The following is a 26,882-nucleotide window of genomic DNA, read 5'->3' on the forward strand; positions in this document are numbered from 1 at the left end:
TGTTTTTAAAGTAGTTAAGCATAAAATATCCCTTCCAAAAGTAACTTGGCACAACCAGTGCTACATCGTATCCAGACAACACATAATTATGTCCGCAAACAATAATCAGGCTGCAACCTGAACTAGGGCAAAATCAACATAACAACAGGATACAGAAACATGCTAAAACTAAAAAAAACGTTCGCAGCAAGCGCAATTGCGCTATTAACGTTAAGCTCTACATATACTTATGCTGAAGTAACAGCTAATGCAGCAGCGACTTCTAACTACTTGTGGCGTGGCCAAGAACAAACAGGCGGCGATGCAGCTATCCAAGGCGGCATCGATTACGCTAATGAATCAGGCTTTTATGCAGGTACTTGGGTATCGAATGCAAGTTGGGCTGAAGACATGACTTACGAGTTAGATCTTTATGCTGGTTTTGGCGGTGACATTAATGAAACCGTTAGCTATGACGTTGGTTATATATATTATGCGTATCCAGATGCAGCATCATCTGCTGATGCTGATTTTTCAGAAATCTACGGTAGCATCAGCATGGGCAGCTTCACCTTTGGTGCAGCAATATTAGCAACATCAGCAGCAAGCGGTGACGGTACAGATTTTGGTGATTCACTTTATTTAAATGCTGACTACAGCTTCCCAGTAGGAAGTACTGGCGCAGAAATGGCTCTTCATGTTGGCCATTACTCTGGTGATTTCATCGGTGATGATGACATCATCGACTACGGTGTTTCAGTATCTAAAGATGGCTTTACATTTGGTCTTGCCGACAACGATATTGATGGTTCAGATGTAAAAGTGTACGTCGCTTACGCGGTTGACTTCACTTTATAAAGAATGTGTTACTTGCTGCAACACGAAGGGCCGTAAGGCCCTTTTCTCGTTTTGGGCTATATATTAAGGCACACTATGACCGGTTGAGCCTTGCCAAATGCGATACCATTGTTCACGGTTCATAGTAAGCTGCTTAGCTTCAACAGCTGATTTAACACGCTCAATTTTACCCGTACCAAGTACCACAGACGGTGCACTTGGGTGCATTAACAGCCAAGCATAAACAACTTGATCAATGGCTGTGGCGCCAATTTCAGCACCAACCTGCTCCAACACTGCACGTAAACGCACCGCTTTTTCATCATCACTTGAGAATATACGACCCCCAGCTAATGGTGACCAAAGCATAGGTTTGATATCGAGCAATTGGCATTGGTCTAAGCTGCCATCATCAAGGGCTTTCATTTCGTAAGGTGAAAACTCAATTTGATTAGTTACAAGCTCAAAGTCTAAACGCGACTGCAACAAGCTAAGTTGCGATGGGGTAAAGTTAGACACACCAAAATCAATCACATCACCATTTGCTTTTAGGGTATTAAATGCTTCTGCCATTTCATCGGCGCTCATCAAGTAATCAGGGCGATGGATAAGTAATACATCTAAACGATCAGTGTTGAAGTTTTTAAGTGACTGCTGTGCTGAGGCAATTATATGCGCGGCACTTGAATCATAATGGTTTGCTTTGCCTTGTAATCCTAGGCTTGCAAACGCAGGCTTAATACCGCATTTAGTGATTATTTTGATTTGATCACGAATACTTGGTTTTAGTTTAAGTGCTTTGCCAAATTCAGCTTCACAACCGTATTCACCGTAAATGTCAGCATGATCGGTATGTGAAACCCCCATATCGATTGCATTTTCTAAAAAGCTTAAGCATTGCTGTGACGTTATCTGCCAATCTAACAAACGCCAAAACCCCAATACCAACTCATCAATACAACGTACATTACAATTCGCCATAACGACCTACTTTCCTAATAAACTCGACTCAAATTAACCGCTTAACCTTATCACAGATTTACTTATCACATCTGTTAACATACAGTTACAAAACAAATTGCTAATTTGTTACTAAACAGGATATTTTAGTACCTAAAAACAAATATTATAAAACAAGGAATAAAAAATGAAATCATCAAATGTTATGACCGCTTTGGTTGATATTTTTATCAGCCCGAGTAAAGCCTTTAATGGTTTAAAAGAAGCAAAAGGCTGGTCTTTTGTTGCCTTTATTTTACTTGCCGGCATTCTCGCAGCCAGCATGTTTGCTTTTTACAATAAAGCTGACCCGCAATATTTAATCGATCAACAAGTCGCTGTAGCCAGTGTTGATGCCACTATTGCAGAACAAAAAATGATTCGCCAAAGCATGGAGCAAACCATAGATATGCAAGTTTGGTTTGCAATGTTTGGTGGCATTATTGGTTTAGCTGTTATCAATGCTCTGATGGCAGGTTACTACCTATTTGTATCAAAGCAAGACCCAGAAGCTAACTACGGCTATGGCGCGTGGTATGGCTTTGGCATTTGGACCATGATGCCAATGATTATTTCAAGCCTTGGTTTACTCATCTTAGTGTTAACTGCAAGCACTGACCAAATATCACAATCATTATTTAATTATGCTTCAATTAACCAACTTTTAATTGGTTTAGAAATTGGCCACCCACTGTACACCTTATTGGAAAGTCTCAATATCTTTTCTATTTGGGGCATTTTCATCGCAGCTATCGGTTTAAAGTGCTGGACTAATTTCACTTTCAATAAAGCGCTACTGTTTGCAGCTCTACCAAGTATTGTTATTTATGGTATTTGGACTGTAATCGCTCTCGTTTAATTCTGCTTTGAGCGGCAATATGCCGCTCTTAACCACCAAGGAAGTAACATGAAAAAAGCCATTATTATTGGCCTAGCTGTTACGGCATTTGTCGCTTTACTAGTATCAAAGCAAGTCACAGGCAATAAAGATGCACCAGAAATGCATATTGCAGAAGTTGAGCAAGGTAATATTGCCGATTCAATTTTAGCCTCTGGTAACCTAGTCTTTAACACCCAAGTGCAACTGCGCTCAGAAGTGACCGGCCGTGTTGCGAAAGTGTTTGTAGAAGAAGGTGAAAGTGTCACTGAGGGCGATATTTTAATGCGCCTAGATACGACCGCGTTTGAATCTGAAGTTGCCCGCAACAAAGCCGTGCTTCGCGCGACCGAAATCGACATTAAGCATAGCGAAACCCGATTAAAAAATATCGAGCGTCAATTAAGCCGCCAAAAAGAGCTTTATGAAGTTGGCCTTGCTGGCCAAGAAGTGTATGAAAACCTACAAAATGCCCGCGATTTAGCAAAAATAGATATTGAAGCAAAACGTGAAGCTTACAACCAAGCCCAAGCATCATTATTGATTGCTGAAGACCGTTTAAATAAAAGCGTGTTTCGCGCTCCAATGAGTGGCCTACTTGCTTCGGTAAATATTAAAGAAGGTGAAACCGTTATTGCGGGAACAACCAACATTATTGGCTCAGACTTGATGCTAGTAGCCGATCCAAGCGCAATATTAGCCGAACTTCGAGTGGATGAAACCGATATCGCCGGTATCAAACTAGACCAACATGCAGACATCTATGCCGCCGCTTACCCTAATCAACCTTTCACTGGCAAAGTGATAAACATTGGAACATCGGCAAAAAATCAAGCTGGTTCACAAGGCTTATCATTTAAAGTAAAAGTACTGCTTGATGCCACTGACCGCCAACTTTATGCCGGAATGAGCTGCCGCGCAGAGATCGCTACCAGCATTGCCGAAAATGGCTTAAAGCTGCCTATTGAAGCTATTCAAAAAGAGGATGATAGCTACTTTGTTTGGAAGCTTAACGCAGATAACACAGTAACTAAAACAGCGGTAACGGTAGGTATTTCGTCAGATATCGAACAAGCACTAACCAGTGGAGTTGCAAAGGGTGACCGTATTGTTATCGGCCCCGCTAGACCACTTAGCTCACTAAAAGAGGGTGATACGGTAGCCGTTAAAAACAGCCCTGAAAAAGGTGCTAGCTAATGTCTGCGGTGATCAAACTCTGTAATATCAATAAACAATACAAAATGGGCGAACAAGTTTTCAAAGCCCTTGATGATATTAATATTGAAATTGCTCAAAATGAGTATGTTGCCATCATTGGTCCTTCGGGCTCTGGTAAATCAACCCTGATGAACTTGCTTGGCTGTTTAGATACTCCCACCAGTGGTGATTACTATTTAAAAGATAAGTTAGTAAAGCGCATGACCGAAACGGAGCTTGCTCATCAGCGTAATGAAAGTGTTGGCTTTATTTTTCAAAGTTTTAACTTGTTACCACGAGCATCCGCCCTTGAAAATGTCATGCAGCCTTTGGTGTATCGATTTATTGCTGCCAAAGAGCGAAAACAACAAGCGCTCGAATCATTACAACGGGTCGGCCTTGGCGATAAGGTCAATCACCTTTCGAGCCAGCTTTCTGGTGGCCAACGTCAACGTGTCGCTATTGCTCGCGCACTAGTTACTAAACCCCATATTCTACTTGGTGATGAGCCTACCGGTAACCTGGATAGTAAAACCACCACTGAGATCATGGCGCTGTTTGATGAGCTTCATAACGAAGGGCACACCATTATTTTGGTTACTCACGAACAAGATATTGCTGATCACTGCCAACGGGTTATTCGTTTGGTTGATGGCAAGGTTGTTAGTGATACCCGCAAAGGCGAAGGAGCAAGGCAACATGTTTAAATCTGCTATCGCTGTAATGGAAGGCACAAAAGCGGCATTGATGGCAATAAAAGCCAATGCAATGCGCAGTGCACTTACCTGCTTGGGCATTATTATTGGAGTTGCTGCGGTTGTGACCGTGGTGGCAGTAATGCAAGGGTTTACCAAACAAATTAATGATCAGCTTGCTGATATGTCTCCCGATGTCACCAATATCAAACCTTACACTAGCGTAGAAAAAGAAATGGTAGGTCAACAAGCAAAGTTAACCTACAGCGACTTTTTAACCCTAAAAGCACGCGTTAAAGAAGCCGAAACCTTTACTGCGCTAATGTTTACTTGGCGCTTTTCGGGTGCAGCAGAGTATGGCAATAAAAGTCATGCTTCACGGGTAATGGGCACCGAGCAAGACTACCAAAAAGCTTATCGCACCTACCCAGAACTCGGCCGATTTATTCGCGCAGAAGATGATGAAAAACGCCGTCGAGTGGCGTTTATTGGCCCTTCAATTATCGAAAAGCTCAACCTGCCTGAAAACCCTGTAGGTGAATATATCAAACTCGGTGGTGAGTGGTTTCGCATTATTGGCGTTGCTGAAAAACAAGGTAGCTTATTAGGTTTTGACCAAGACGATTACATTAATATACCGATAAGTACCATGAGTGCGCTAGAAGGAGGCAGTGTTGATACCAATGTGCAAATGATGTTTCGTTTAAAAGACGATGCTAACGAAGCGCAAGTACTGGCTAAAATTCGCCGCATCTTACGTCAATTACATAAACTAAAAGACGGCGAAGATGACGACTTTGAGTTTGAAACCGCCGAAAAAGCTCGTGCTAATATTGATAAGTTTACCGGAAGTGCAACCGCTATTACCGCGGGGATCGTAGGTATTAGCCTGGTAGTTGGTGGTATCGGTGTGATGAATATCATGCTGGTTTCGGTAACAGAACGCACACGTGTTATCGGCACTTTAAAAGCATTAGGGGCAACACCTGGCTTTATTATGCTGCAATTTTTAGTTGAAGCGGTGGTGCTATCACTTTTTGGTGGTTTAATTGGTTTAGCGATAGGGTATGGTGCTGCGGCACTAATATCAGTGTTAGTGCCGAGCATGCCAGATGCCTACATACCGGGTTGGGCGATTATGCTGTCATTTGGCTTTACTTCATTGATTGGTATTGTGTTTGGCTTAGCGCCCGCTATTAAAGCGGCACGCTTAAACCCAATTGATGCACTACGTTATGAATAACTAGTCTGGCTTATAAGGTACTTGAGCACAGCTTATTTCGACTGTTTTCGGGTACCAAATAGGCCCAACTTGGTTTACTGCAACTTCAGCTAGACCATTGGTGAACGACTTATAAGTGTGAACGGTTTGCCACTCAGAGTCTGGGCACTCTTCAGATAGGTCGACAGGCTTTGAACCTTCGTAAAGCGCCGCGGCAAAGTTATGATGCCATTGCTCTGTCGCAGGTGCTTTATTAGCTTGAGCAGCACTGCCATTATCAAAGTAGATATTTGTGCAACCACTTAAGGTTGCCACTAACACAGCTGTTACTAGTAGGCTTTTCATAGTTGTTGCTCCTGTGCTTGTTGCTCACACCATACTTTTACTGTGTGAGGAGCATAAATTCCGAGAGTGACTAACCCTAGTGCACCATCTACAACTGTTTGTTGTGATTGCATTTGGGCAACTTTTTTATCTTGGCAAATAGCCTTAACATCAACACGCTCTTCACCAACGAGGCCCCACAAAAAGAATGGGCGACTATCTTGGTAATCAGCTTTAGTGGCTAATTTATTAGTTGTTTTTTCTGGCACTATGGTGACTGATGAACACGCTGTCACCGATAAGGCAAGCAGCATACAGGCCATTTGTTTCATGAGTAGTTCCTTTGTCTGAGTTGTTAAGCTCAGTAAGTATAAGAACATGAGTACTTGTTTTGGGTAAGAAAGCGTATAGAAATTGTAGAAAATACTACAGTTTCTAACATTTAGTCTTTGAACTAAACTGGGGCTAACTAAGACTAATTCTTAAGAAAAGTAAATAAAGGTCATTATGACGTCATATCTGCGTATATTTTTATTACTTGCGTGCTTGGGTGCACTGTCTTGGTATAGTTTTTCAAGCGGTCCTAGCTCAGATGAGCAGCAAGGTATAACCAAAACCGCTGTGGACCTTGCTAATTGCCAACAGCAGTTAGCACAAAGTCGCATGCAAACTTACGCTGAACATTATATCCTGCCTTATCAGTTCAAATTATTGAGTTGGAATATTTACAAAGCACAAATAGATGGCTTACTCACAGATTTGCAAAAGCTAAATGACAATGCAGATATAGTGTTACTGCAAGAAGCTATCGAAGAGCCTGCGCTTACAAAGCTCAAACCTTACTGGCGCTTTGCTAAAGGCTATAAGAGTGGCGGCGTACAATCAGGGGTTATGACACTCAGCCGCTGGCCTGCCGCGGTGCATTGCACCCTCACCCATGTTGAGCCTTGGCTACGTAGTCCAAAAGCCACTAATATCGTTGAATATGCGCTGCCAGATCAACAGTTATTGCTGAGCATTAACCTGCATGGCATCAACTTTACTTTTGGCGTTAGTGACTTTAAACAACAGCTCGACGATGCAGCTAGTATCATGCGCATGCACAAGGGACCTATCGTATTTGCCGGTGATCTCAATACCTGGAGTGATGAACGCCAAGCATTATTACAGCAAACATTAACCCAACTAGGTTTACACGAAGCTATCTATTTAGATGATAAACGTACCAAAGCATTTGGATTAGCGCTTGACCAAGTATGGGTTCGCGGTGTCAAAATAGAAACAACCGTTGTGCCTGAGCTTGCAAGCTCTGATCATAACCCAATTATTGCAACCCTGACGATAGAGCATCAAACGCTATGAGATTATGTATAAAAGAATATTGGTTAATCGCGTTAATGTTATTGAGCATTAGCCAATTCAGTTATGCAGCGACCCCAGAACAAGAGATAAACCACCTTATTGATTTTGTTGCTAAAAGTGACGCCATATTTATTCGCAACGGCACAGAGCACTCAAGTGAAGATGCTGCCGAACACCTTGCAATGAAATATCGAAAAGCAACCCGCTATGCAAAAACCGCCGAAAAGTTTATCGAAAACCTAGCGAGTAAAAGCTCATGGAGCGGTAAGCCCTATAAAGTAAGACTCAGCAATGGGTCGTTACTCAATGCAAAAGATTGGTTGAGCAATGAATTAAAAGAGTACCGCCGAAACCAACATATTCATAATTAAAATCATCAACACACAAGAAGCGAAAAGCCATGCAAGAACACAAAAATCAGCCACTCAATGACTTTATTGAGTACCCTCATGACGAGATGCTAAAACGCGCCGAAGAGTTTTTAGCCGTGAGTCAGCGTCGCCACAGTATTCGCAGTTTTAGCGACCGCCCAGTGCCAAAAGAAATAATCGAAACCTGTATTAAAGCGGCAGGCACTGCACCAAGTGGTGCCAATCATCAACCTTGGCACTTTGTAGCAATACATAGTAGCGATGTGAAAAAACAAATTAGAGAAGCAGCCGAAAAACTAGAGCGTTCATTTTATGAAGGTCGCGCAGGTGAAGAATGGTTAGATGCATTAAAACCACTTGGCACAGATGCCAGTAAGCCCTACCTTGAGCATGCACCTTGGCTCATTGCCGTGTTTAGTCAAAAGAAAGGCGGTATTTCTGCCGATGACAAAAATACCAATTACTATGTTCATGAATCTGTTGGCCTAGCAACCGGCTTTTTAATTCAAGCACTACACAGAGCTGGCCTTGCTACCCTCACGCATACACCAAAGCCAATGAGCTTTTTAACCGAAATTTGTGGCCGCGATAAAGATAATGAGCGCCCTTACATGCTGCTTATTGCAGGCTACCCAGGCACAGATGCAACCATCCCTGAGCATGCCTTAGTGAAAAAGTCGCTGGACGAAATAGCGACCTTTATTTAGTTTTAAAATCAACAGCCAGCACATCCCCCGGGTTTAAACCTGAAACGATGTGCTGCTGTCCATCGACCATTTCGCCAAGGCGTACGTAGCGGCGCACTATCTGATTATTTTCAAGTAAATAGACCATGCTCAATTGGCCGAATTGATGCACCCAGCTTGAGTCAATCAACACCCCTTTTTCAGTGGCGAGCGGTAATTGTAATTGTGCATAAAGCCCAGGCATTAACCCAGTTTGCGCATCTGTTTCTAAACGGATTTCCATACTACGCGCAGCACTATCAGCAACCGGCACGATTTCTGTCACCGTGGCAGGCATTGATATTGATAAAGCGGGTAATTTGACTGTTAGAGTTTGGCCAACATTCAGCTTAATTGCTTGTTGTTCTCTGACATTAAATGCTAATTGCAATTGTTGTGGGTTATACAGTGCGAGTAATGGCGTGCCAGGCGTTGCGGTATCGCCGGGCTCTGCAAAACGCTCAACCACAACACCTGAAATCGGCGCTTTAATTTGCGTAAAACTCAGTGCAACTTGCGCTTGTGTTTGCTGCTGTTTAGCAATCGCTAGGTTCGCAGTTAAATTATCGAACCTTGCTTTTGCATCGTCGTATTCGCTAACAGATACCAAACCTTGCTTGTATAAATCGTTAATACGCTTTAGTTGTTTCTCTGCTTGAGTTAGCGATGCATTAATTGCATTTATTTGTGCTTCGCTTTGAGCAAGCCCAGCTTTAAAGTCATCTTGCTGCAAGGTAATTAGCACATCACCTTGTGTTACTGTATCGCCAGCGCGTACATTTAAACGCTCAACTTGTGCCATAACCCGTGATGAGATTTGCGTATTTTGTTTGGCAATCACAGTACCCGGTACAACTTCATCACGCGCAATATCTGCCAGTGTTACAGTGACTAACTGACCAGTGTAATCATTTGCTGATGGGTTTTTCATGCCTGCAGCTTGCTTATCAGAGAAACTGCCCGCCATGTAAAGTACCGCCACAATAATCACTGATAACGCGATAATTGAACCAATAAGTTTTGATTTACCCTGCATGAGCTTGTTCCTCTTTGGCTGCATCCTTTGCAAACACTAAATAATAAACCAGCGGCACAACAAATAATGAGAACAATGTTGATGCCACAATACCAAAAATAATTGCGATCGCTAGACCGCTAAATACCGGGTCTAAGGTGATCACCAAGTTACCTAATAAGGTGGTTCCCGCTGTCAGTAACACAGGGCGCATACGCACCGTACCTGCGGCAATCAAAGCTTGCTTAATTGCCATACCTTGACCGCGAGCTTGATTAATAAACTCAACTAAAATAAGTGAGTTACGAACCACAATACCGGCAAGTGCAATCATGCCTATCATGGCTGTTGCGGTGAATAGCACCGGCTCAGGAGCACCAGCAATGCTGCGCTCTCCAAATTGATTTAATAGCCAAAAGCCCGGCATGATCCCTATTACGGTTAATGGAATAGCCGACATGATGATCAGTGATAAACTCGCTGAGTTTGTTTGAATGCGTAAGATGATGAAAATTGCAGTGAGCGCAAACGCAAAGGCAATCCCCATATCTCTAAATACATCAATGGTAATTCGCCATTCACCTTCACCACTAAAGGTCACATCAGTGCCAGCAGGTAATTGCCAAGCTTGGCTACCACCATTATTGAAAAAGTGCCTACTTTGCCAATCAGTTTGGCTAAATTCGTCAGCACTGATGGCTAAGTCGGCATTGACGTCAGCAATAATTTCAGCAGGGGTACGACCATTTAGTTCAGCCATAACATATACAACATTACGCTGATCTTTACGCATAATTGGCTTGGCAACATCTTGATGCTGAAATTCACCTAACTCAGATAACGCCACCAGCGGACGTGGTGCACTTTGTAGCCCAAATTCATCACTGGTTTTTGCAAGCTCCCTATCACCACGAACTTGTAATGCCAGCAATTGAGCAAATTGGTTACGATCTTGATATGGCAGTTGTAACTTTATATCGACAGGGTCTGTTTCGCCGCTAACATATAACACCCCAACATTTTGCCCATGCGAGGCAATGGCTAAGGTCTGGGCAATATCTTGCGTAGACACTGCCGACAATGACGCTTTACTTTTATCGGTAACAAAACGCTGTAAGGGCGCATTGACAGCAATACTGGTATCAACTTCAACCACATGCGGCTCTTGTTTTAACCTAGCAGCAACAGCAAGGGCTGCTTGATAGTGCGTCTCTGTATCAACAAATGGCTCACTGTAAACCTCAGCCACTAAGGTACTTAAAACAGGCGGACCCGGTGGCACTTCAACCACTTTAATTACAATGCCATCGGTTGCCAGTGGCGCTAATGCGGCACGCAAGCGCATGACCACGCCATGAGATTGATGATCACGCTCAGTTTTATCGAGCAGTAATACTCTGAGTTCAGCAAGGTTCGCTGCTTCACGTCGATAATAACCACGCACCATACCATTAAAGTCCATGCTTGATGGCTGACCAACGTAGGCTGCCGCCTCGCTTACTTCATTTAATTGCCAAGTGATGGTTTGTACTTTTCGAGTAAAAGCGGCGGTTTGTTCAAGGTTCGTGCCTTCTGGCATATCGATTAAAACCTGCAACTCGTTTTTATTATCAAACGGTAATAGCTTTAAAGGTACTGCACGCATTACGGGTAACATGGCACTTGCGACAAACAAAGCTAATGTGGTCCATAGAACGAGTTTGGCACGGCCTTTAGACTCAAGTAATGGTGATAATATGCGCTCGTATAAGCTATGCGGATTGGCTTCTAGTTGCATGCTGTCATCAACTGGCGCTTTCAGTAATTTCATGGCCAACCATGGTGTGACAAAAAATGCCACTATGGTTGAAACCATCACACTGACCGGTACATTGAATGCCATCGGAGCCATGTACGGCCCCATCATGCCGGTGATAAACGCAAGTGGAATAAACGCCACCATAATGGTCAATGTTGACATAAACAGCGCCACACGAATTTCGCTCATGGCATCAACTATGCTTTGTTTTTTATCGCCTTTTTTCGTTAAAAAGCGACTTATGTTGTCTATCCCTGTGATCGGATCATCAACCAATAAACCTAAAGAAAGTATTAGTGCAAACAGTGTGACTCGGTTAATTGTATAGCCAAAGGCAAAATCAAGTGTCAGGGTAATGCCGTAGCAAATAGGTACTGCTAAACCAACCACAATTGCTGGTCGCCAACCTAAAAATACGCCAACAAAAATAACCACGGTAAATACCGCAAACACTAAGCTCGAGGTAAGGTTATTTACTTTTTCGTTCGCTGTTTGGCCATAGTCACGCAGTACGGTGTAGCCCACTTCATCTGGTAGTAGATTAGCCGATAAGCTATCCATCATGCTGTGCACTTCATTGGCTACAGCTACCGCATTGGTACCTGCTTGTTTAGCGACACTAATAGTGACTAAAGGAAGTTGTTGCTGATTATCTGATTTAGCCAACCATTGATAACTTTGTGCTTCGCTTGGCCCATCACTCACCTGGGCCACATCACTTAGGTAAACACTCTTACCATTAACCACGTTGACAACAAGCCGTTCAATGGCAGATTGAGAGCGTAAAACATCACCCACTTGTAAGGCAATTTGCTGCTTACCCTCAACAACACTGCCCACATTCACTAATTGGTTAGATACGCTAAGCGCATAATACACATCGGTTAATGTTGTTTGATGTGCAGCAAGGGCACTTGCATCAAGGTTAATCGTTAATTGACGAGTTCTACCTGCAATCACTTTCACTTCGCTGGTATTTTCAATGCGCTGTAAACTGTTAGCGATTTCGTTAGCAAAGCGGGTTAGTTGATAATCATCGTAAAGTTTTGGATCTTTACTAAATAAGCCCAACATCACAATGGGTACATCGTTCACTTCAACCGGACGAATTTGCCATGAGCTGATCACTGACGCCATCGTGTGTTGATAACTATAGAGTTTAGCGTAAGTGTCGAGGATGGCTTGCTCACGGTCGTGACCAACTTCAAAGCGAAGAGTGACAACAGCAGCATTACTTTGTGTACTCGAGTAAATATGCTCAACGCCCGTCAATTGCGCTAATAACTTCTCCAATGGTTCAGTTACCAGCCTAGCTACTTCTGGCGCTTCAACGTTTGGTGCTGCCACATAAATATCAAGCATTGGAACCACAATTTGCGGTTCTTCTTCACGGGGTGTTTGCTTTAATGCCATTAGACCAAGCAGCACAGACATAATAAAAATAATGACAGGGAGGCGGCCGCTCAAGCTGTTTTTTACTGCATTATCGATAGCATTCATTGCTTAATTACCTTTGCAAAATAAACCATATAGGGTTGCTAAGATCGATACTACGTTTTCATCCACCACGCGATAATAGATGGTTTGGCTTTCGCGTCGAGTCGCGACTATCTGAGCTTTTCTTAGTGCCGCTAAGTGTTGCGATAATGCTGACTGCGCCAACGGCACAGCTTCGTTTAATTCGCTCACGCTCATTTCACCATCTTGCAGCGAACATAAGATCATCAAGCGATTTTTATTCGCCAATATCTTTAGCATTTGCTCTGCTTGTTCCACATTGTCGGCCATAGCCGCAAAATCGATGTTCATAATCACACTACTCTATATTCTTAAAATACCGCTAAAGTATAGATTGATATATTAGAAAAGTCTAATATTAGAATTTACTAATGTAGTATTATCTAATATATTAAATACATCACTCTGTTATCGAGGTCTTTTTATGAAACTAAATGACGCGCTTCGCCTAATTGCTGGTGTAATGATCTGTATTTCATTGTTGCTACAACAGTTTCACAGTCCGCTATGGATTTGGTTTACGGTATTTATTGCTCTAAACTTAATTCAATCGGCATTCACGAAATGGTGCCCAATGATCACCATTTTACGCAAACTTGGCATGGAGGATTAGTATGCTGACACCAATTCCTGACTTAATGAAAATTGTTGCCCCAAACCAGCGCCGCATTAGTGCTGACCAAGCAAAACAAGAATTAAGCGAAAACCACGGTTTATTAATAGACGTACGTGAGCCTGCTGAACACGCAACTAAAGCAGCAACAGGTGCAATTAATATCCCACGCGGTGTACTTGAAATGAAATTAATGGAAATTGAAAAAGATCCTGCAAGACCCATTTACTTACACTGTGCAAGTAGTGCTCGTGCCACACTGAGTGCCGAAGCTCTGACTCGTGTTGGCTACGAAAATGTCACTGTAATCACCTGTAATGCAGAACAAATTTGTCAGGTGTTTTAACTTCATAGAACAGTAACACTGGTCGGATAAGCTCGTACTTTTCTACTTATAGGTACAGAGCAATGACTTTTACACGCAGACGCTTTTTAAAAGCATCGGCGGCTGGTTTTGGAGCCGCCGTTTTATCTTTCGGTTTAACGGGCTGTAGTCTTAATGACGATGATGACGAAACCACAAAGCAAATCCCTGTCAGCTTTGATCACGGTGTTGCCAGTGGCGACCCTCTCGCTGATAGTCTCATTATTTGGACTCGCATAACACCTCTTGAAAACGTCACGAGTGTTAACGTTGTTTGGCAGGCCTCAACAGATGCTAACTTCACAACCATTAGCCATGATGGCGAAACACAGGTAAGCGATGCAACCGACTTCACCTTAAAAGTTGATCTGCAAGGTCTCGATGCTAACACTACCTATTACTACCGCTTCATAAGTAATGGTAAAACCTCACCTACTGGAGCAGGTAAAACGCTTCCAACCGACAACATAGAACAAGTAAAATTTGCCGTTGTCTCTTGCGCGAACTATCCTGCAGGCTACTTCCATGTGTATGGTGAAATCGCAAAACAAACCGATTTAGATGCAGTACTGCACCTTGGTGACTACATTTATGAATATGGTAATACAGGTTATGCGACTGAAGATGCCGCCGAACTTGGCCGTTTATTACCTGATGACAATAGCGACGAAATCATTTCTTTAGCGGATTATCGCAAACGTTACGCCCATTATCGTGAAGACGAAAACCTGCAAGCTGCCCATAGTCATTGTGCATTTATTACTGTTTGGGACGACCATGAAATAACTAATGATACATGGCGCAGTGGCGCTGAAAATCACAACGACGGCGAAGGTGAATTTAGCGAGCGTAAAATGCATGCGCTACAAGCGTACTTTGAATGGATGCCTATCCGTAATGTAGCCGATAAAGAACGTATTTATCGACGCTTCGAGTTTGGTAACTTAGTGTCGTTACACATGCTCGATACCCGTGTTTTAGCTCGCGACGAGCAAGTTAATTATGCAGATTTCGATTTAACCAGCAGCCAAGGACAAACTGACTTTGTTGCAGCAATTAGCTCACCGACTCGTGCCCTATTAGGTAACGAGCAACTTACATGGCTAACTGATGGTTTAACAACAGCAACAACACAATGGCAAGTACTTGGGCAACAAGTGCTGATGACCAAAATGCATTTGCCATTTGAGATTTTGCAGTTACTTATGAATATTCAAGTGACTCAAGCAAGCGGTGCTGACCCATCTGAGTTACTTGCTCAAGCAAACACGTTATTTAGTGAGCTTGCGCAAATTAAAGGCCGTATATTAGCTGGCGATCCAACAGTGACTAGTGAGCAGCGAGCACGCGTAGAAACAACAGCGCCTTATAATCTTGATGCATGGGATGGCTATGCTTATGAACGAGAGGTAATACTTGGGACTGCAATTGCTGCACAAAAGAACTTGGTGGTTTTAGCTGGTGATACGCATAACAGCTGGGCAGGACAATTAGTCACTGATGCAAGTAATCCTGTTTCTGCTAAAGCTGCAGCTGGTGTTGAGTTTGCAACATCTTCGGTTTCTTCTCCAGGTCTTGAGAACTACTTAGCGTTAAATACGCAATCGAGTGAGGCTGTCGCACAAATTGAGCAAGTTATTGCATTACTGGTTAACGACTTAGCCTACAACAACTTAGTTGAACGCGGTTACTTAACGGTCACCTTTACTCAACAGCAAGCGCTTGCCCAGTGGCATTATGTAAGTAGCGTTAAAACAGCCGATTACACACTGCTTAACGAGCGTCAAAAAGCGCTCAGCGTACAAGCTGGTAGCCCTACTTTACAAATGGCTTAACGCTTTTCATCTAATAGCGTAACTAACATTTGCTCAATGTTTTTTACGCTATAAGTAAGTGAGCGCAGCAGTTCTAACTGAGTATCTTCAGGTTGATGCTCAGCTTTAGCACTGCTGCTTTGAGTCATTTCATCTTTTTGTTTCAAGATTGCTTCGCGAAACGTCTCAGCATCAACCACTCCGAGCAATGATACCAATGCACCTTGTCCTGATTGACCTGCCGTTTCAAAACTCAGTCGATAAAGGCCAAATTGACGCATTAAAGGACCTTGGCTAAGTGCCACATCGGTTATTTTTTCAAGTGGGATCGATTTTTCTTCTTTAAAGAATACACCGCGTTTTACCACTAACTTACGCGTTAGCAACGTGGCTGACATCGCCGCTAAAATACGCCCTGCCACCAGCCAGATTATTAACGCAACAATGGGAATGAAAGGGATACCTACCATACTAATCACACAGGTAAAAATACCCAGTAATAACCAATACTGTTTTACTTTTGGATCAAAGCTGGCACTCAATAAACTGGTTTCTGTCATCATAGGCTCCTTGATAAGTAGTTATGACAATATACAAACTTTTCATTAAATACAAAAAAAGCCGAGCAAAAGCCCGGCTTAAGGGTACTGCAGGGAAAGCTACTCCACTGCTTCAACCGTCACTGTTAGTTTACTCAGATCAGGTCCTTGCACTGTAAAACGATAATCGCCAGCAGCTGCAATACTCAGGGCGATATTGGCGCCAACCGCTTCTAGTAAAGCGGCTTCGCCAAGTACAGCAACAGGGGCATCACCACTGCCGCCATAATCTACGGTACTCCAATCTTCAGAAGCGACTTTGAACTCATAGTCACCTGCTTCTAATGTCATGGTGGTACTGTACATCGCATCACCAGCATAAATCAGTGGGTTATCTGTGCCCCAGCCATTAACGCTACCGCGTAAGTACACCTGAGTTGCGCCAAACATTTCTGCATTAAATACACTCATGAGTGGCTCTTCAAGGTTGCTGGCATCAAACACAAACTGATATTGACCATCGCTTGCAATATCCATTGTCATGTTTGCACCTTTTACTGCGAGCAGTTTTTCTGTACCCACAGTGACTGCCGCGCTGCTTTCACCTGAGCCATAATCCACCGTACTCCAGTCTTCAGAGGCTACTTTGAATTCATAGCTACCCGCGGTTAACTGTTTAGTGAAGGTATAAATACCTTTACCTTGATACACCAGCTCGTCACTGGTACCCCAATCATTTAAGCTACCGCGTACATAAATTGCAGTGCCAACAAATGGCTCTTCGTTATAAACCTTAAGTACTGGGTTATCGGTGTCTGTGGCATCGAATGAGAACACATAAACAGCATCCATTGCCGCCGTAAAGATCATATTGGCACCACTGCGTGTTAGCGGCTCATCTTCACCTTCGGTCACTTCAGCAACATCGGCAGAAAGCGCACCAAAATCAACGGTAGACCAATCTTCAGAAGCGACTTTAAACTCATAGCTGCCTGCTGTTAGAGGAATGGCAATTTTGTACTCGCCATTACCCACATATTCAAAGCTATTTGCCGTACCCCAGTCGTTTAACGAGCCACGAACATAAACCGTCGTGCTACCAAATGGTACGATATCAGGTGCCCCCACAGTCGCATCGGCACTTAGGCCTTCGCCTTGTGCATCAGCTTGTGGTTTCACAAACACAGCAACAGTATATGGCGGAACATTAAAGGTACCTTCGCCCTCACCAGCTATAAAGCTTGCCGCTGACATACTAGAGTCAACACTCGCTTTTAAAACAGGATGAAGCTCAAAACCCGCGGCTGTTGATACCGTATGCGATAAGCTTTGCTCAGTGCCGTTCATCACCACGACAATGGCATCGTATTGGCTATCTAGGTCAGTTAAACCAACGCCATCATCAATACTCATCACCACTAAACCTTGTTGTTGACGCTTACCAATATTATGGAAGCCAACGCGGTCTAAGATGTCTTGCTCTGTGGTTAAACTAAATAATGGGCTGGCACTACGAATTGCTAAGAATTCAGTAAATACATTACTTGCGTACTCAATGTCGCTTGCCATTGCTTGTGCATTAGGGTTTGCTGAAATAGGTGCTATTTCGCCCCACTTTGCTTGATTATCTTGCGCAGGCGGTAAACCTACATTCCAGTTGTTGGTTTCTTTACTGAAATCAACAAAATTGAACCAATCACCAGAATCATAGCTGTTACGATCCATTGATTTAGAACGCAGCATATCAGCACCCATTTGCATAAATGGAATACCTTGGCTCATCAGCGGCATAGCTAAAGCCATATTGTGAACACGCACACGCTCTTCAATACTCAAGTTAGTGCCATGTTTATATTGCAGCTGATCCCATAGTGTTTCGTTATCATGCTTAGAGACATAGTTAATGCTGTCAGCAGGGTCAAGTGCATAAGCCGCAGGCTGACCACTCCAACTAAAGCTGATACCTTTTGCTGAATTACCTTTAAAGTCTTTCAGAATGTAGTTTTGTAAGTTACCTGCCAGTGATAAACGCAACGTATCTTGCTCAGATAAATTGCCATCTGTGGCATTATTACTAAAGAACGCACCACCACGAATTGCTTCACGGATACGGTCATTAAAGGTGCCTACTTCAGTGCCTGCCATATCCATTTGTTTAGCTTGCACAAATAAACGGTTATCAGCGACTTCACCAAAGTTCCAACCTTCACCATAGAAGTAGGTATCAGGGTCAACCGCTTGTACTGCACTAAGCGCGGTCATTATTGATGCTTTTGGCATATGCCCCATCACATCAAAGCGGAAGCTATCGTAACCAAAGTCACGAGCTAGAATCACCATAGAATCAGCAACAAACTTATCCATCATGACATGTTCTGTTGCTGTATTTTCACAACAGGTTGAACGCTCGATATCGCCGGATGTTTCGTTATATCTGTGGTAGTAACCTGGTACTAGTTTATCGAAGACTGATTTATCCCAAACACCTGATGAGGTCGTGTGGTTGTAAACAACATCAAGCACGACACGTAAACCAATTTCTTGTAAAGACTGGACCATCGCACGCGTTTCTTTAACTCGTGCAATACCTTCAGGCGATGAAGCGTAAGAGCCTTCAGGCGCAATAAAATGATGCGGATCATAACCCCAGTTAAAGCTATCAACACCACGCATTGCATTAGCAAGTGCTTGAGCATCATCAGAGCCAGGTAGGTAAGACGCCATTAAATCAACAATCAATGCGCTTTTATCTTCAGTTTTACATGCATCGGCATCATCATTAATGCGGCTACATAAATCACCTAAGGTTGCAGTAATATCAACACGCTGACTAGCATCTTCATCAATAGTGCCAATATCAGTCAGTGGCAGTAAATGGAAATGTGTTAAGCCATTATCTGCTAACTTTTTAAGATGTTGCATTGGTGCGCTATCAAGCTCAGTAAACGCTAAATACTTACCACGGTTTGCTTCACTGACTGTTTCATCACGCACACTAAAATCACGCACATGGCCTTCATAAATTACCGCTTGCTCCGGGTAATCAATTGTTGGCACCATACGCTCATCCCAGCCAGTCGGTTTAGTATCTTCATCATCAAGGTTAATCAATTGGCTATATAAACCATTGGTTGAAACATTGAGTGAATAAGGATCTGTGCTCCATAAGCTTTCAATTTGCTTAGTCGTCGGATGATAAACATCAAACATAAAGCGGTAGTAATGGCGATCGTGACTGATATCGACATTGCTAGACCAAATACCCGTTTCGCTATCAAAGGTCATAGCAAGTTGTTCAAGCTCAGTTTTATTAGCATCATACAGCGCTAGTTTCATATTGCTGGCTGTAGGCGCCCAAACCGACACATCAATGCCATTATTGGCGTAATGCACACCAAGTTGTGCTTCATTAGCGTCACTTTCGCCACTGGTATATAAGTCATCGAGGGCTTTAGCGGTTTGCACATAGGTTGCTTCAATTAGCTTACCATCAGCATCGTAGCCTGCCACAACTAACTGCTGTTTAATAAGCTCTTTTGCAGCGGCTGCATCCCAGCTACCTTGGTACGCATTCCATCCAGCAAGGTGTGGCACTTTAGCGATTTGTTCATCGCTCAAAGATGTCGATGTAAGCTCAACTACTTGACCATTTAACTCACCAGTATCTTCATCAACTTTTAAATCAGCACTGCTTGATGAGTGTAATTTAATGATACTTGTCAGCTCATTACTTGGCTGATAAATCACAGTAGATAAATCTATCCAATGCGCTGATGCACCAGAAATACTCACCGGACGTTCACCTAAGCTAACAATTGGATATTCAAATACTGATGGTTCACCATGAATGGTAAAGTTCATGCGTTGGAACTTTTCATCGTCCTGCATCAATGGCATTTTTAAATCAACATCACCAAACGCTTTGCCAGACCCTTCTGTACCAATATGCACGATGAAGTTAGCACACTCGTTGTAACCCTCTTTTAGTTTTACAATCCAGTACGCGCCATAGTTAGGGTCAATACCATCGTATTCATGACCATTTGCCCAATCAGTGGCATCAAACGGTGCTGCGTAAGAATCACAGTCATCGTTATTCCATGAGTGTAATCGATAGCCTTCGTAGGCATCGTCACTGGTGCGGTTATAGAATAAAATGGCTTCGTCATCAGCAGGGAAAACCACAGGATCAGGCAAAGTGGGATCAGCGCCTACTACGCAGCTCTCATTATTCTCATCGGGTACCGTTGGTGCCGGACAACTAATCGGCGGAGGATCAACACACTCAGTCCCCGCTTCATTGGGAACTTGTGGGACACTACAGGTCAATAATACTTGTCCTGAATCTATATCGTTACTTGCGCCACCACCACATGCAGCTAGCAATACCATGCTACATGCAATCAGTAAGCGGCTAAAATTAGCTATTATTTTCATATTTTTATCTCCAACTTACTGATCAATGGTTATAGGTAAAACCTAGATAAAACTGACGACCAAAGAATTGTGTGGTGCCTGTTTTACTGGTTGTTCCAAAGTAGCTTTGTGTTGGTTCATCGGTTAAGTTATTCACTTGTAATAACATGCCGAATGAATCTGTGAACTGATACGATGTTTGGAAATCGACAACCGTTTCCGCATCAAAATTCACCACTTGCTCATTGACAGCAACTTGCTCTGATACGAAATCATCGCGATAACGCACATTCAAACGTGTTTCAAAGTTTTCATAGCTGTAAAAAAGTGTGCCGTTAAAAACATTGTTTGAAAGGCCAGGTAAGTCTTGCGATACAGAATCACCACCTAAATCGGTGATAGACTGCACTTCGCTCTCTGTATATGAGTAACTAGCGTTAATACCTAAACCTTCAAACGGTGAGGGTAAAAAAGAGAAAACTTGCGTATAGGCAAGCTCAATACCACGAATATAACCACCCTTAGCATTGTTAACCGCAGTGGTGTACACACCATTAGTGGTTTCGATTTGCTCACCGCTGACTGGGTCGACTATGTATTCTGGTACGTTAAAACCATTACCTTTAAAGTCAAAGTTCTCTATGGCCACCGTATCTATGAATGAGTCGATATTCTTATAAAACGCAGCAACAACCAGTGCACCATCGGTGTCTTCAAAGTATTGCTCGTACGAGATATCGTATTGATCAGCATAGAAAGGTTTTAAGAATGGGTTATTGGTACTTGAACCGTTAATTTCGCCGTCATTGTTAACCGATGCACTGGCATCGCCCGCTAAACGGTTAATCGGAGCACGCGCCATCACTTTTGCCGCAGCAAAACGAATTTGTGTCGCGTCACTCACTTTAAAGTTCAGGTTTAATGAAGGCAGGTAGTCTGTGTATTTAATGCCTAACACGCTTGGTGCATATAGGTCGTTAACAATGCCATTGTCATCAACAATATACTGCGCACCGAGTTGCGGATCGCCACCGACGTTTTCGAGTACCGTCGCTGATTGATCAGTATCTACACGGCGAATACCAATATTACCTGTGACTGGTAAAGTGCCAATTTCAGTATCAATGTTAAGCATCAGATAGGCTGACACCACCTCTTCATACACTGAACCACTTTGTAACATGGTCCATGAATAGTTAGTGGTATAACCTTGTGCATCTGGCTCACCATCACCATCTAAATCAACAACACCATCGGCATTACCCCAGGTTTGTACTGGCTGCGGAATACCACTTGGGAACCACGCGTTGAGCGCTTTATCTAAATCTATCGCTAGGTATGATGGGAAATAGCTAAACTCACCTTGCCAATCTACCACTGTAGCCATGTCATCAGTAAGGCGAAGCGGTGGTTGAGTCGAAGAGAATGCGCCGTCGTTACCGTACTCAAATACAGAGCGATTATTACTGTACTCACGGTCTGAATAACGCGCGCCAAACTCAATTGAGCTGAACCAGTTATTCTCTAACTCATACTTAAAATCGAGTCGGAACGCTTTAACTTCATCTTCATTTTCATACGGATAAATACCGTATTTACTGACCATAACGCGGTCAATATCGCTAAATGCGTCGGCTTGGTTAAAACCTACATCAGGCAAGTTTAAGCCGTTTAATTGATAGTTAAGCGATACATTGGTATCAAACACAGGGTTCGATACGGTGGCATCTTCTGCTACCAATGCCCACAGTAAACCATTACGGAAATTACTCTTCGCACGTGATAGCGACACATCAGCATTGACGTTCAAACGCTCAGTAATTTGCCAATCGGCATTAATGCCGTAGCTGTCTACTTCATCAAAGTCTTGGTTATCATCATTAACGATTTCAACACGGGTAAAGCTATTTGATGTGCGGTTAATCGCGCCACCAATCACCGCATTACCGTCAAGTACTGGGTTAGCATAAACCGCAGACGGACCACCAAACTTAACCCGAAAACCACGGGCAAATGACTCACTATCAAAACGCGATAAAAACGCATCCCCTTTTAGTTTAAAGTTATCGGCTGGTGCCCATTCAATTGAGGTTAAATAACCATTACGGGTTTCTTCACCACCTAAGTGCTGAAGCTCAAAACCCTCGCTAATGTATTCATTAGCAGGGTTATCTACTGGACCATCAGTATCATTGGCCAGTCCATCAACATCTTTATTGCCGTTATAAGCAAAACCGATAAACTGAGTCGCCACACTTGGCTGGAATAGTCGCGCGTAACCCAATGCCACACCTAACGTATCGTCAAGAAATTTGCCTTGATAAGAAAAGCTAATACGGTCGCCGTATTCGGTGGCATCAAATACCTCTGAAGCACGGTCGTTATACATGCCACGTACATTCGCAGTAAATTTGTGTTGCTGGTCGTTATCCAATGGGCTGGCTGTTTGTAGCTCTACCGTCCCCGCTACGCCACCTTCAATGAGTGAGGCTTTTGGCGACTTATACACCGCCGCCGAACTGATTAACTCAGACGGATATTGGTCAAACTCAATACTACGGCTACCACTGGTAGATACTTGCTCACGACCGTTTAATGTCGAAAAAACAAATCCACCTGATAAACCGCGAATGTTGATTTCGGCAGCTTGGCCACCAGTGCGTACCGCTGAGATCCCCGGCAGACGTGTTAATGCATCAGCCATAGACACATCAGGCAATGCGCCTAAATCATCGGCTGATAGCTGCTCAGAGACAGTGTCACTAAAACGTTTTTGATTTAATGATTGAATTAAGCTGCGACTAAAGCCGCGCACTTCGATTACTTCTAGCTCAGGATCGATTTCCTTCGCTGATGTGCGTTCTTCTTCCGTCGCCGCCATTGCACTATTTGCTGCCACTAAAGCCAGCATAAGTGCACTTAGCTTGAATTTCCCCATTGGATTCCCACCCTGTTGTCGTTGGAAGTGTTGTATTTGTGGTTATTGTTGTTGTCAAAAAACAACCAATAAAGTGTAACCAAAAGGTAAATATTGTGTGATGAATACGTATGCAATAGGAGCTTGCTGGGGAAAGCAGCGATCACAACCCTTTTTTTATTCGTGATGTAATCGCAATATAGAGGGTTTTATAGGGTAATAACGACGCGAACAGCTAAGGCAATAAAGATTATCCCTAGCAATTTTTCAAACCACGGATTCGCTTTGGTAAAACCAAAACGCTTTTTTGATATTTCAGTTAACAGTGCAACAAGTAGATACCAGCCTGTATCAAGCACAAATACCGTTAAACACATGATTAAGCCAACCTGCAAAGTCAGGCTCTCTGGATCAATAAATTGCGAAAACAGTGCCAAAAAGAACACTGCTAGTTTTGGATTTAAAAAGGCAATGGCAAAGCCATCTTGCAACGCGCTGCGAGGACTTGGCTTAGCCTGCTCAACATTCAGTGTTTGCGGGCTAGGTTTAGCTAACAAAATACGAATACCTAAATATGCCAGGTATGCTGCACCGCCATATACCAGCACTTGATAAAGCGTTGGTAACTGAGTCATCAGCGCGCCTAGGCCAAGTAACGAGGCACACGCATAAAAACCAACCCCAATACCATGGCTTAACGCCGCTAACATGCCGTTTTTCATGCCGCCATGTAGGCTATGTTTTAATACTACAGCTAAACTCGGCCCTGGCGACATCGCACCCATCACGCAAATTAAAACTAAACTCAACCACTCAGTTAGTGTCATTATTCGTTGTTCTCAATTAGTAATAAAACGGATGTTATCTGACCATAAAACCCAGTGGCAGTGGTAATTGTTTTCACTTGCCAACCAGCTTGGCCTAACTCGAACACCCGTTGATTTAATGCCTCAATATCGATGCCGCCGAAAAAGCGCTTCTTTTTAAACTCAACTACTTTTTGCATGTTAGTCCATCAGTTGGTATTCAAAGTCATAATGATGAATACCCGATTCAATTCGAATTACCATTTTACCAGAAAGACCTTCAAGCTCTCCTGCGCCGGAGTCTGGCACCACTTCTAAAATCAATCGGTCAGTCCCCTTATCCATGGTGCCAAAATGTTGTAGTACAAAACTACCTTGCTTACCTTCTAAGCTACCAACAACTTGTTCAATCGCTACATAACCTGCGCTACCTTGAGTTGCAGTCATGGCACTGAGCATTTCGCCTTGGCTTGTTGCCTCTAATGGTCCTGAGAACTGTTTATCAATCGACATGCGTCCTAAATTAACGCCATCCTTACCTGTTGCATAGCCGCCAATAGGGTTTAATTTTACAGTGAATTGCCCGCTGATAGTTGTAGATTCCATACTAATCCCTTAATAACTGTTGATTTTTAGAGCATTGATAACCATATCTATACCCTATTCACCAACAAGAATCTAGCATGTCTAACAATAAAGAAAAGGCCGCATTTAGCAGCTTATTACCGATTTTAGCTTTTATAAAACCCTACAAATGGGTAGTGTTTGCAGCGCTTGGCGCCTTGTTGCTTACCGCCGGAGTCAACTTATCTCTTGGACAAGGTGTTAAATTTGTTATTGATCATGGTTTTATTGCAGGCTCACAAGCTCAGCTACAGCAAGCAGTGATGGTACTGATTGGTTTAATTAGCTTATTAGCGGTAGGTACTTTTTGTCGCTTTTATTTAATGTCATGGATTGGCGAGCGAGTCAGTAACGATATTCGTAAAGCCGTGTTTGATCGCATCGTTACATTACACCCAAGCTACTTTGAAGAAAACCGCAGCGGCGAGCTGATGTCGCGTCTGACCACTGATACCACCTTGTTGCAATCTATTATAGGTTCCTCTTTTTCGATGGCATTACGCAGTAGCTTAATGCTCATCGGTGGCTTGGTTATGCTACTTATCACTAACTTAAAGCTAACCCTTGTGGTTGTTGCTTGTGTGCCTGTGGTATTACTGCCGATGATGATTTTTGGCCGAAAGGTACGAAAACTCGCAAGCTCAAGCCAAGATGCCATTGCCGATATCAGCACCTACGCAGGCGAGATCATTCAAAATATAAAAGTCGTGCAAAGTTATAGTCATGAAGAGCGTGAAAAAGCAGCATTTAACGAAGAGACTAACAAGGCGTTTCAAGTAGCAAAAAGCCGCATCAAACAGCGCTCGTTTTTGATTGCCGCGGTGATTTTCCTGACCTTTAGTGCTATTAGCGTGATGCTTTGGGTTGGCGGCAGCGACGTATTAGCTGGCACCATGACAGGTGGTGAGCTAGGTGCTTTCGTGTTTTATGCGATTATGGTGGCGATGTCTGTAGCAACGGTTGCCGAAGTGTACGGTGAGCTACAAAGAGCCGCAGGTGCAGCAGCGCGATTATTAGAGCTACTTGCCGTTGAAAGCATGATCAAAAGCCCAGATAAAAATCATGATGCACAACTTGAAACAAACAAGCTTAATCACTCTGCTATCGAGTTTAATGATGTATCTTTTCATTACCCTTCAAGGCCAGATAAAGCCGCTTTAAATGCGCTAAATTTACAAGTAAAACAAGGGCAAACTGTTGCCATCGTTGGCCCATCGGGCGCTGGTAAAACAACACTATTTGAATTACTGCAACGTTTTTACGACCCAAGTTCAGGGAGTATTTCGCTGGCGGGCATAGACATAAAAGCACTCTCTCTTGATTGCTTACGCCAGCAAATGGGGATGGTGGCACAAAACCCAATTTTATTTAGCTCAGACGTAATGCACAACATACGTTATGGCAACCCAAACGCCACTGACGAGCAAGTATATGCGGCGGCTAAATATGCTCATGCCGATGAGTTTATTAAGCAACTTCCTGATGGCTATCACAGCTTTTTGGGGGAGCAAGGTGTCAGGCTCTCTGGTGGGCAAAAACAACGTATAGTACTGGCGCGAGCAATTTTAAAAGACCCAGCAATTTTATTGCTTGATGAAGCAACTAGTGCACTCGACGCACAAAGTGAATTTCATGTACAAGCTGCCCTTGAGCATCTAATGAAAGACAGAACAACCCTGATTATTGCTCATCGTTTGGCAACGGTTAAACATGCTGATGTGATTGTTGTAATGGATAAAGGAGAAATTATTGCAACGGGTACGCATCAACAGTTGTTTGAGACTAACCCACTGTATAAACAATTGTGCGAATTACAGTTTAATCGAGATTAATTAAGCGAGTCGATATAAGAAGGAAAATGTCAGGTTTG

General features: G+C 43.1%; 24 protein-coding genes. 12 read left to right on the forward strand and 12 right to left on the reverse strand.

Annotated elements, in window-relative coordinates:
* Positions 1–159: 159 nt before the first annotated feature.
* Positions 160–837, forward strand: coding sequence for a TorF family putative porin (locus tag E5N72_RS01060; protein WP_135922855.1), 678 nt, complete (start codon positions 160–162; stop codon positions 835–837).
* 63 nt (positions 838–900) lie between these two features.
* On the opposite strand, the gene E5N72_RS01065 is transcribed toward E5N72_RS01060, so the two are convergent.
* Positions 901–1,797, reverse strand: a complete 897-nt coding sequence (locus tag E5N72_RS01065; RefSeq protein WP_135922856.1) for an aldo/keto reductase — start codon at positions 1,795–1,797, stop codon at positions 901–903.
* Positions 1,798–1,963: 166 nt separating this feature from the next.
* Between E5N72_RS01065 and E5N72_RS01070 the strand changes: the two genes are divergently transcribed.
* From E5N72_RS01070 to E5N72_RS01085, 4 genes are read left to right on the forward strand one after another with little or no spacing between them, the layout of a single operon-like run.
* Positions 1,964–2,674 (forward strand): YIP1 family protein, encoded by a 711-nt coding sequence (locus tag E5N72_RS01070; RefSeq protein ID WP_135922857.1) that lies wholly within the window; start codon positions 1,964–1,966, stop codon positions 2,672–2,674.
* Between the two features lie 48 nt (positions 2,675–2,722).
* Positions 2,723–3,889, forward strand: a complete 1,167-nt coding sequence (locus E5N72_RS01075; RefSeq protein ID WP_135922858.1) for an efflux RND transporter periplasmic adaptor subunit — start codon at positions 2,723–2,725, stop codon at positions 3,887–3,889.
* Entirely contained in the window at positions 3,889–4,596 is a 708-nt protein-coding gene (locus tag E5N72_RS01080) for an ABC transporter ATP-binding protein (RefSeq protein ID WP_135922859.1), read from the forward strand. The genes E5N72_RS01075 and E5N72_RS01080 overlap by 1 nt, the downstream gene beginning before the upstream one ends.
* Positions 4,589–5,827, forward strand: a complete 1,239-nt coding sequence (locus E5N72_RS01085; RefSeq protein WP_063530017.1) for an ABC transporter permease — start codon at positions 4,589–4,591, stop codon at positions 5,825–5,827. The genes E5N72_RS01080 and E5N72_RS01085 overlap by 8 nt, the downstream gene beginning before the upstream one ends.
* Here E5N72_RS01085 and E5N72_RS01090 read toward each other — a convergent pair whose 3' ends face one another.
* On the reverse strand, positions 5,828–6,151 hold the full coding sequence (locus E5N72_RS01090) for a hypothetical protein (RefSeq protein WP_135922860.1): 324 nt from the start codon (positions 6,149–6,151) through the stop codon (positions 5,828–5,830).
* On the reverse strand, positions 6,148–6,462 hold the full coding sequence (locus tag E5N72_RS01095) for a Bor family protein (RefSeq protein ID WP_135922861.1): 315 nt from the start codon (positions 6,460–6,462) through the stop codon (positions 6,148–6,150). The genes E5N72_RS01090 and E5N72_RS01095 overlap by 4 nt, the downstream gene beginning before the upstream one ends.
* Before the next feature lie 175 nt (positions 6,463–6,637).
* On the opposite strand from E5N72_RS01095, the gene E5N72_RS01100 reads away from it, so the two are divergent.
* Genes E5N72_RS01100 through E5N72_RS01110 form a run of 3 tightly spaced genes read left to right on the forward strand, consistent with a single transcriptional unit; the run spans position 6,638 to position 8,570 of the window.
* Positions 6,638–7,492, forward strand: a complete 855-nt coding sequence (locus tag E5N72_RS01100) for an endonuclease/exonuclease/phosphatase family protein (protein ID WP_135922862.1) — start codon at positions 6,638–6,640, stop codon at positions 7,490–7,492.
* On the forward strand, positions 7,489–7,863 hold the full coding sequence (locus E5N72_RS01105) for a DUF5329 domain-containing protein (RefSeq protein ID WP_135922863.1): 375 nt from the start codon (positions 7,489–7,491) through the stop codon (positions 7,861–7,863). Before E5N72_RS01100 ends, E5N72_RS01105 begins: the two co-directional genes overlap by 4 nt.
* 29 nt (positions 7,864–7,892) lie before the next feature.
* Complete coding sequence (locus E5N72_RS01110; RefSeq protein WP_054554404.1) at positions 7,893–8,570, forward strand: nitroreductase family protein; 678 nt, start codon at positions 7,893–7,895, stop codon at positions 8,568–8,570.
* Here the strand turns inward: E5N72_RS01110 and E5N72_RS01115 are convergent.
* From E5N72_RS01115 to E5N72_RS01125, 3 genes are read right to left on the reverse strand one after another with little or no spacing between them, the layout of a single operon-like run.
* On the reverse strand, positions 8,563–9,624 hold the full coding sequence (locus tag E5N72_RS01115; protein WP_135922864.1) for an efflux RND transporter periplasmic adaptor subunit: 1,062 nt from the start codon (positions 9,622–9,624) through the stop codon (positions 8,563–8,565). The two genes, E5N72_RS01110 and E5N72_RS01115, sit on opposite strands and share 8 nt — an antisense overlap.
* Positions 9,614–12,901: an efflux RND transporter permease subunit gene (locus tag E5N72_RS01120; RefSeq protein ID WP_135922865.1), complete on the reverse strand. Its 3,288-nt coding sequence runs from the start codon at positions 12,899–12,901 to the stop codon at positions 9,614–9,616. Before E5N72_RS01120 ends, E5N72_RS01115 begins: the two co-directional genes overlap by 11 nt.
* Positions 12,902–12,904: 3 nt before the next feature.
* Positions 12,905–13,210: a metalloregulator ArsR/SmtB family transcription factor gene (locus E5N72_RS01125; protein ID WP_054554407.1), complete on the reverse strand. Its 306-nt coding sequence runs from the start codon at positions 13,208–13,210 to the stop codon at positions 12,905–12,907.
* A 133-nt stretch (positions 13,211–13,343) separates the two neighbouring features.
* Here E5N72_RS01125 and E5N72_RS01130 point away from each other — a divergent pair, with 133 nt between their 5' ends.
* The 3 genes from E5N72_RS01130 to E5N72_RS01140 all read left to right on the forward strand — a co-directional run bounded on the left by E5N72_RS01130 (position 13,344) and on the right by E5N72_RS01140 (position 15,731).
* Complete coding sequence (locus E5N72_RS01130) at positions 13,344–13,532, forward strand: DUF2892 domain-containing protein (protein ID WP_054562832.1); 189 nt, start codon at positions 13,344–13,346, stop codon at positions 13,530–13,532.
* Position 13,533: 1 nt separating this feature from the next.
* The gene (locus tag E5N72_RS01135) at positions 13,534–13,878 is read left to right on the forward strand and encodes a rhodanese-like domain-containing protein (protein WP_063702368.1); all 345 of its coding nucleotides are present in this window, start codon (positions 13,534–13,536) and stop codon (positions 13,876–13,878) included.
* A 62-nt stretch (positions 13,879–13,940) separates the two neighbouring features.
* Positions 13,941–15,731 carry an alkaline phosphatase D family protein gene (locus E5N72_RS01140; protein ID WP_135922866.1) on the forward strand — a complete coding sequence of 597 codons (1,791 nt, stop codon included), beginning with the start codon at positions 13,941–13,943 and terminating at the stop codon, positions 15,729–15,731.
* On the opposite strand, the gene E5N72_RS01145 is transcribed toward E5N72_RS01140, so the two are convergent.
* The 6 genes from E5N72_RS01145 to E5N72_RS01170 all read right to left on the reverse strand — a co-directional run bounded on the left by E5N72_RS01145 (position 15,728) and on the right by E5N72_RS01170 (position 24,994).
* Complete coding sequence (locus E5N72_RS01145) at positions 15,728–16,270, reverse strand: PH domain-containing protein (protein ID WP_135926199.1); 543 nt, start codon at positions 16,268–16,270, stop codon at positions 15,728–15,730. The two genes, E5N72_RS01140 and E5N72_RS01145, sit on opposite strands and share 4 nt — an antisense overlap.
* Positions 16,271–16,369: 99 nt before the next feature.
* On the reverse strand, positions 16,370–20,686 hold the full coding sequence (locus E5N72_RS01150; protein WP_135922867.1) for an alpha-1,6-glucosidase domain-containing protein: 4,317 nt from the start codon (positions 20,684–20,686) through the stop codon (positions 16,370–16,372).
* A 22-nt stretch (positions 20,687–20,708) separates the two neighbouring features.
* On the reverse strand, positions 20,709–23,603 hold the full coding sequence (locus E5N72_RS01155) for a TonB-dependent receptor (RefSeq protein WP_135922868.1): 2,895 nt from the start codon (positions 23,601–23,603) through the stop codon (positions 20,709–20,711).
* Between the two features lie 188 nt (positions 23,604–23,791).
* Positions 23,792–24,409: a LysE family translocator gene (locus tag E5N72_RS01160; protein ID WP_135922869.1), complete on the reverse strand. Its 618-nt coding sequence runs from the start codon at positions 24,407–24,409 to the stop codon at positions 23,792–23,794.
* A complete protein-coding gene (locus tag E5N72_RS01165) occupies positions 24,409–24,588 on the reverse strand; it encodes a DUF4177 domain-containing protein (RefSeq protein WP_135922870.1) in 180 nt (59 codons plus the stop codon). The genes E5N72_RS01160 and E5N72_RS01165 overlap by 1 nt, the downstream gene beginning before the upstream one ends.
* Position 24,589: 1 nt before the next feature.
* Positions 24,590–24,994 (reverse strand): DUF3224 domain-containing protein, encoded by a 405-nt coding sequence (locus tag E5N72_RS01170; protein WP_135922871.1) that lies wholly within the window; start codon positions 24,992–24,994, stop codon positions 24,590–24,592.
* Positions 24,995–25,071: 77 nt separating this feature from the next.
* Here E5N72_RS01170 and E5N72_RS01175 point away from each other — a divergent pair, with 77 nt between their 5' ends.
* Positions 25,072–26,844 (forward strand): ABC transporter transmembrane domain-containing protein, encoded by a 1,773-nt coding sequence (locus E5N72_RS01175; protein ID WP_135922872.1) that lies wholly within the window; start codon positions 25,072–25,074, stop codon positions 26,842–26,844.
* The last annotated feature ends 38 nt before the right edge of the window (positions 26,845–26,882 follow it).

Source organism: Pseudoalteromonas sp. MEBiC 03607 (genome assembly GCF_004792295.1).
Lineage (GTDB): Bacteria > Pseudomonadota > Gammaproteobacteria > Enterobacterales > Alteromonadaceae > Pseudoalteromonas > Pseudoalteromonas lipolytica_C.

Excerpts from the sequence above, each read along its gene's own strand:
- E5N72_RS01090 (WP_135922860.1), bottom strand. The coding sequence starts at position 6,151 with ATGAAAAGCCTACTAGTAACAGCTGTGTTAGTGGCAACCTTAAGTGGT.
- E5N72_RS01155 (WP_135922868.1), bottom strand. The coding sequence starts at position 23,603 with ATGGGGAAATTCAAGCTAAGTGCACTTATGCTGGCTTTAGTGGCAGCA.
- E5N72_RS01125 (WP_054554407.1), bottom strand. The coding sequence starts at position 13,210 with ATGAACATCGATTTTGCGGCTATGGCCGACAATGTGGAACAAGCAGAG.
- E5N72_RS01115 (WP_135922864.1), bottom strand. The coding sequence starts at position 9,624 with ATGCAGGGTAAATCAAAACTTATTGGTTCAATTATCGCGTTATCAGTG.
- E5N72_RS01145 (WP_135926199.1), bottom strand. The coding sequence starts at position 16,270 with ATGACAGAAACCAGTTTATTGAGTGCCAGCTTTGATCCAAAAGTAAAA.
- E5N72_RS01075 (WP_135922858.1), top strand. The coding sequence starts at position 2,723 with ATGAAAAAAGCCATTATTATTGGCCTAGCTGTTACGGCATTTGTCGCT.
- E5N72_RS01175 (WP_135922872.1), top strand. The coding sequence starts at position 25,072 with ATGTCTAACAATAAAGAAAAGGCCGCATTTAGCAGCTTATTACCGATT.
- E5N72_RS01165 (WP_135922870.1), bottom strand. The coding sequence starts at position 24,588 with ATGCAAAAAGTAGTTGAGTTTAAAAAGAAGCGCTTTTTCGGCGGCATC.
- E5N72_RS01140 (WP_135922866.1), top strand. The coding sequence starts at position 13,941 with ATGACTTTTACACGCAGACGCTTTTTAAAAGCATCGGCGGCTGGTTTT.
- E5N72_RS01170 (WP_135922871.1), bottom strand. The coding sequence starts at position 24,994 with ATGGAATCTACAACTATCAGCGGGCAATTCACTGTAAAATTAAACCCT.
- E5N72_RS01080 (WP_135922859.1), top strand. The coding sequence starts at position 3,889 with ATGTCTGCGGTGATCAAACTCTGTAATATCAATAAACAATACAAAATG.
- E5N72_RS01160 (WP_135922869.1), bottom strand. The coding sequence starts at position 24,409 with ATGACACTAACTGAGTGGTTGAGTTTAGTTTTAATTTGCGTGATGGGT.
- E5N72_RS01085 (WP_063530017.1), top strand. The coding sequence starts at position 4,589 with ATGTTTAAATCTGCTATCGCTGTAATGGAAGGCACAAAAGCGGCATTG.
- E5N72_RS01095 (WP_135922861.1), bottom strand. The coding sequence starts at position 6,462 with ATGAAACAAATGGCCTGTATGCTGCTTGCCTTATCGGTGACAGCGTGT.
- E5N72_RS01135 (WP_063702368.1), top strand. The coding sequence starts at position 13,534 with ATGCTGACACCAATTCCTGACTTAATGAAAATTGTTGCCCCAAACCAG.
- E5N72_RS01120 (WP_135922865.1), bottom strand. The coding sequence starts at position 12,901 with ATGAATGCTATCGATAATGCAGTAAAAAACAGCTTGAGCGGCCGCCTC.
- E5N72_RS01110 (WP_054554404.1), top strand. The coding sequence starts at position 7,893 with ATGCAAGAACACAAAAATCAGCCACTCAATGACTTTATTGAGTACCCT.
- E5N72_RS01060 (WP_135922855.1), top strand. The coding sequence starts at position 160 with ATGCTAAAACTAAAAAAAACGTTCGCAGCAAGCGCAATTGCGCTATTA.
- E5N72_RS01130 (WP_054562832.1), top strand. The coding sequence starts at position 13,344 with ATGAAACTAAATGACGCGCTTCGCCTAATTGCTGGTGTAATGATCTGT.
- E5N72_RS01100 (WP_135922862.1), top strand. The coding sequence starts at position 6,638 with ATGACGTCATATCTGCGTATATTTTTATTACTTGCGTGCTTGGGTGCA.
- E5N72_RS01065 (WP_135922856.1), bottom strand. The coding sequence starts at position 1,797 with ATGGCGAATTGTAATGTACGTTGTATTGATGAGTTGGTATTGGGGTTT.
- E5N72_RS01150 (WP_135922867.1), bottom strand. The coding sequence starts at position 20,686 with ATGAAAATAATAGCTAATTTTAGCCGCTTACTGATTGCATGTAGCATG.
- E5N72_RS01105 (WP_135922863.1), top strand. The coding sequence starts at position 7,489 with ATGAGATTATGTATAAAAGAATATTGGTTAATCGCGTTAATGTTATTG.
- E5N72_RS01070 (WP_135922857.1), top strand. The coding sequence starts at position 1,964 with ATGAAATCATCAAATGTTATGACCGCTTTGGTTGATATTTTTATCAGC.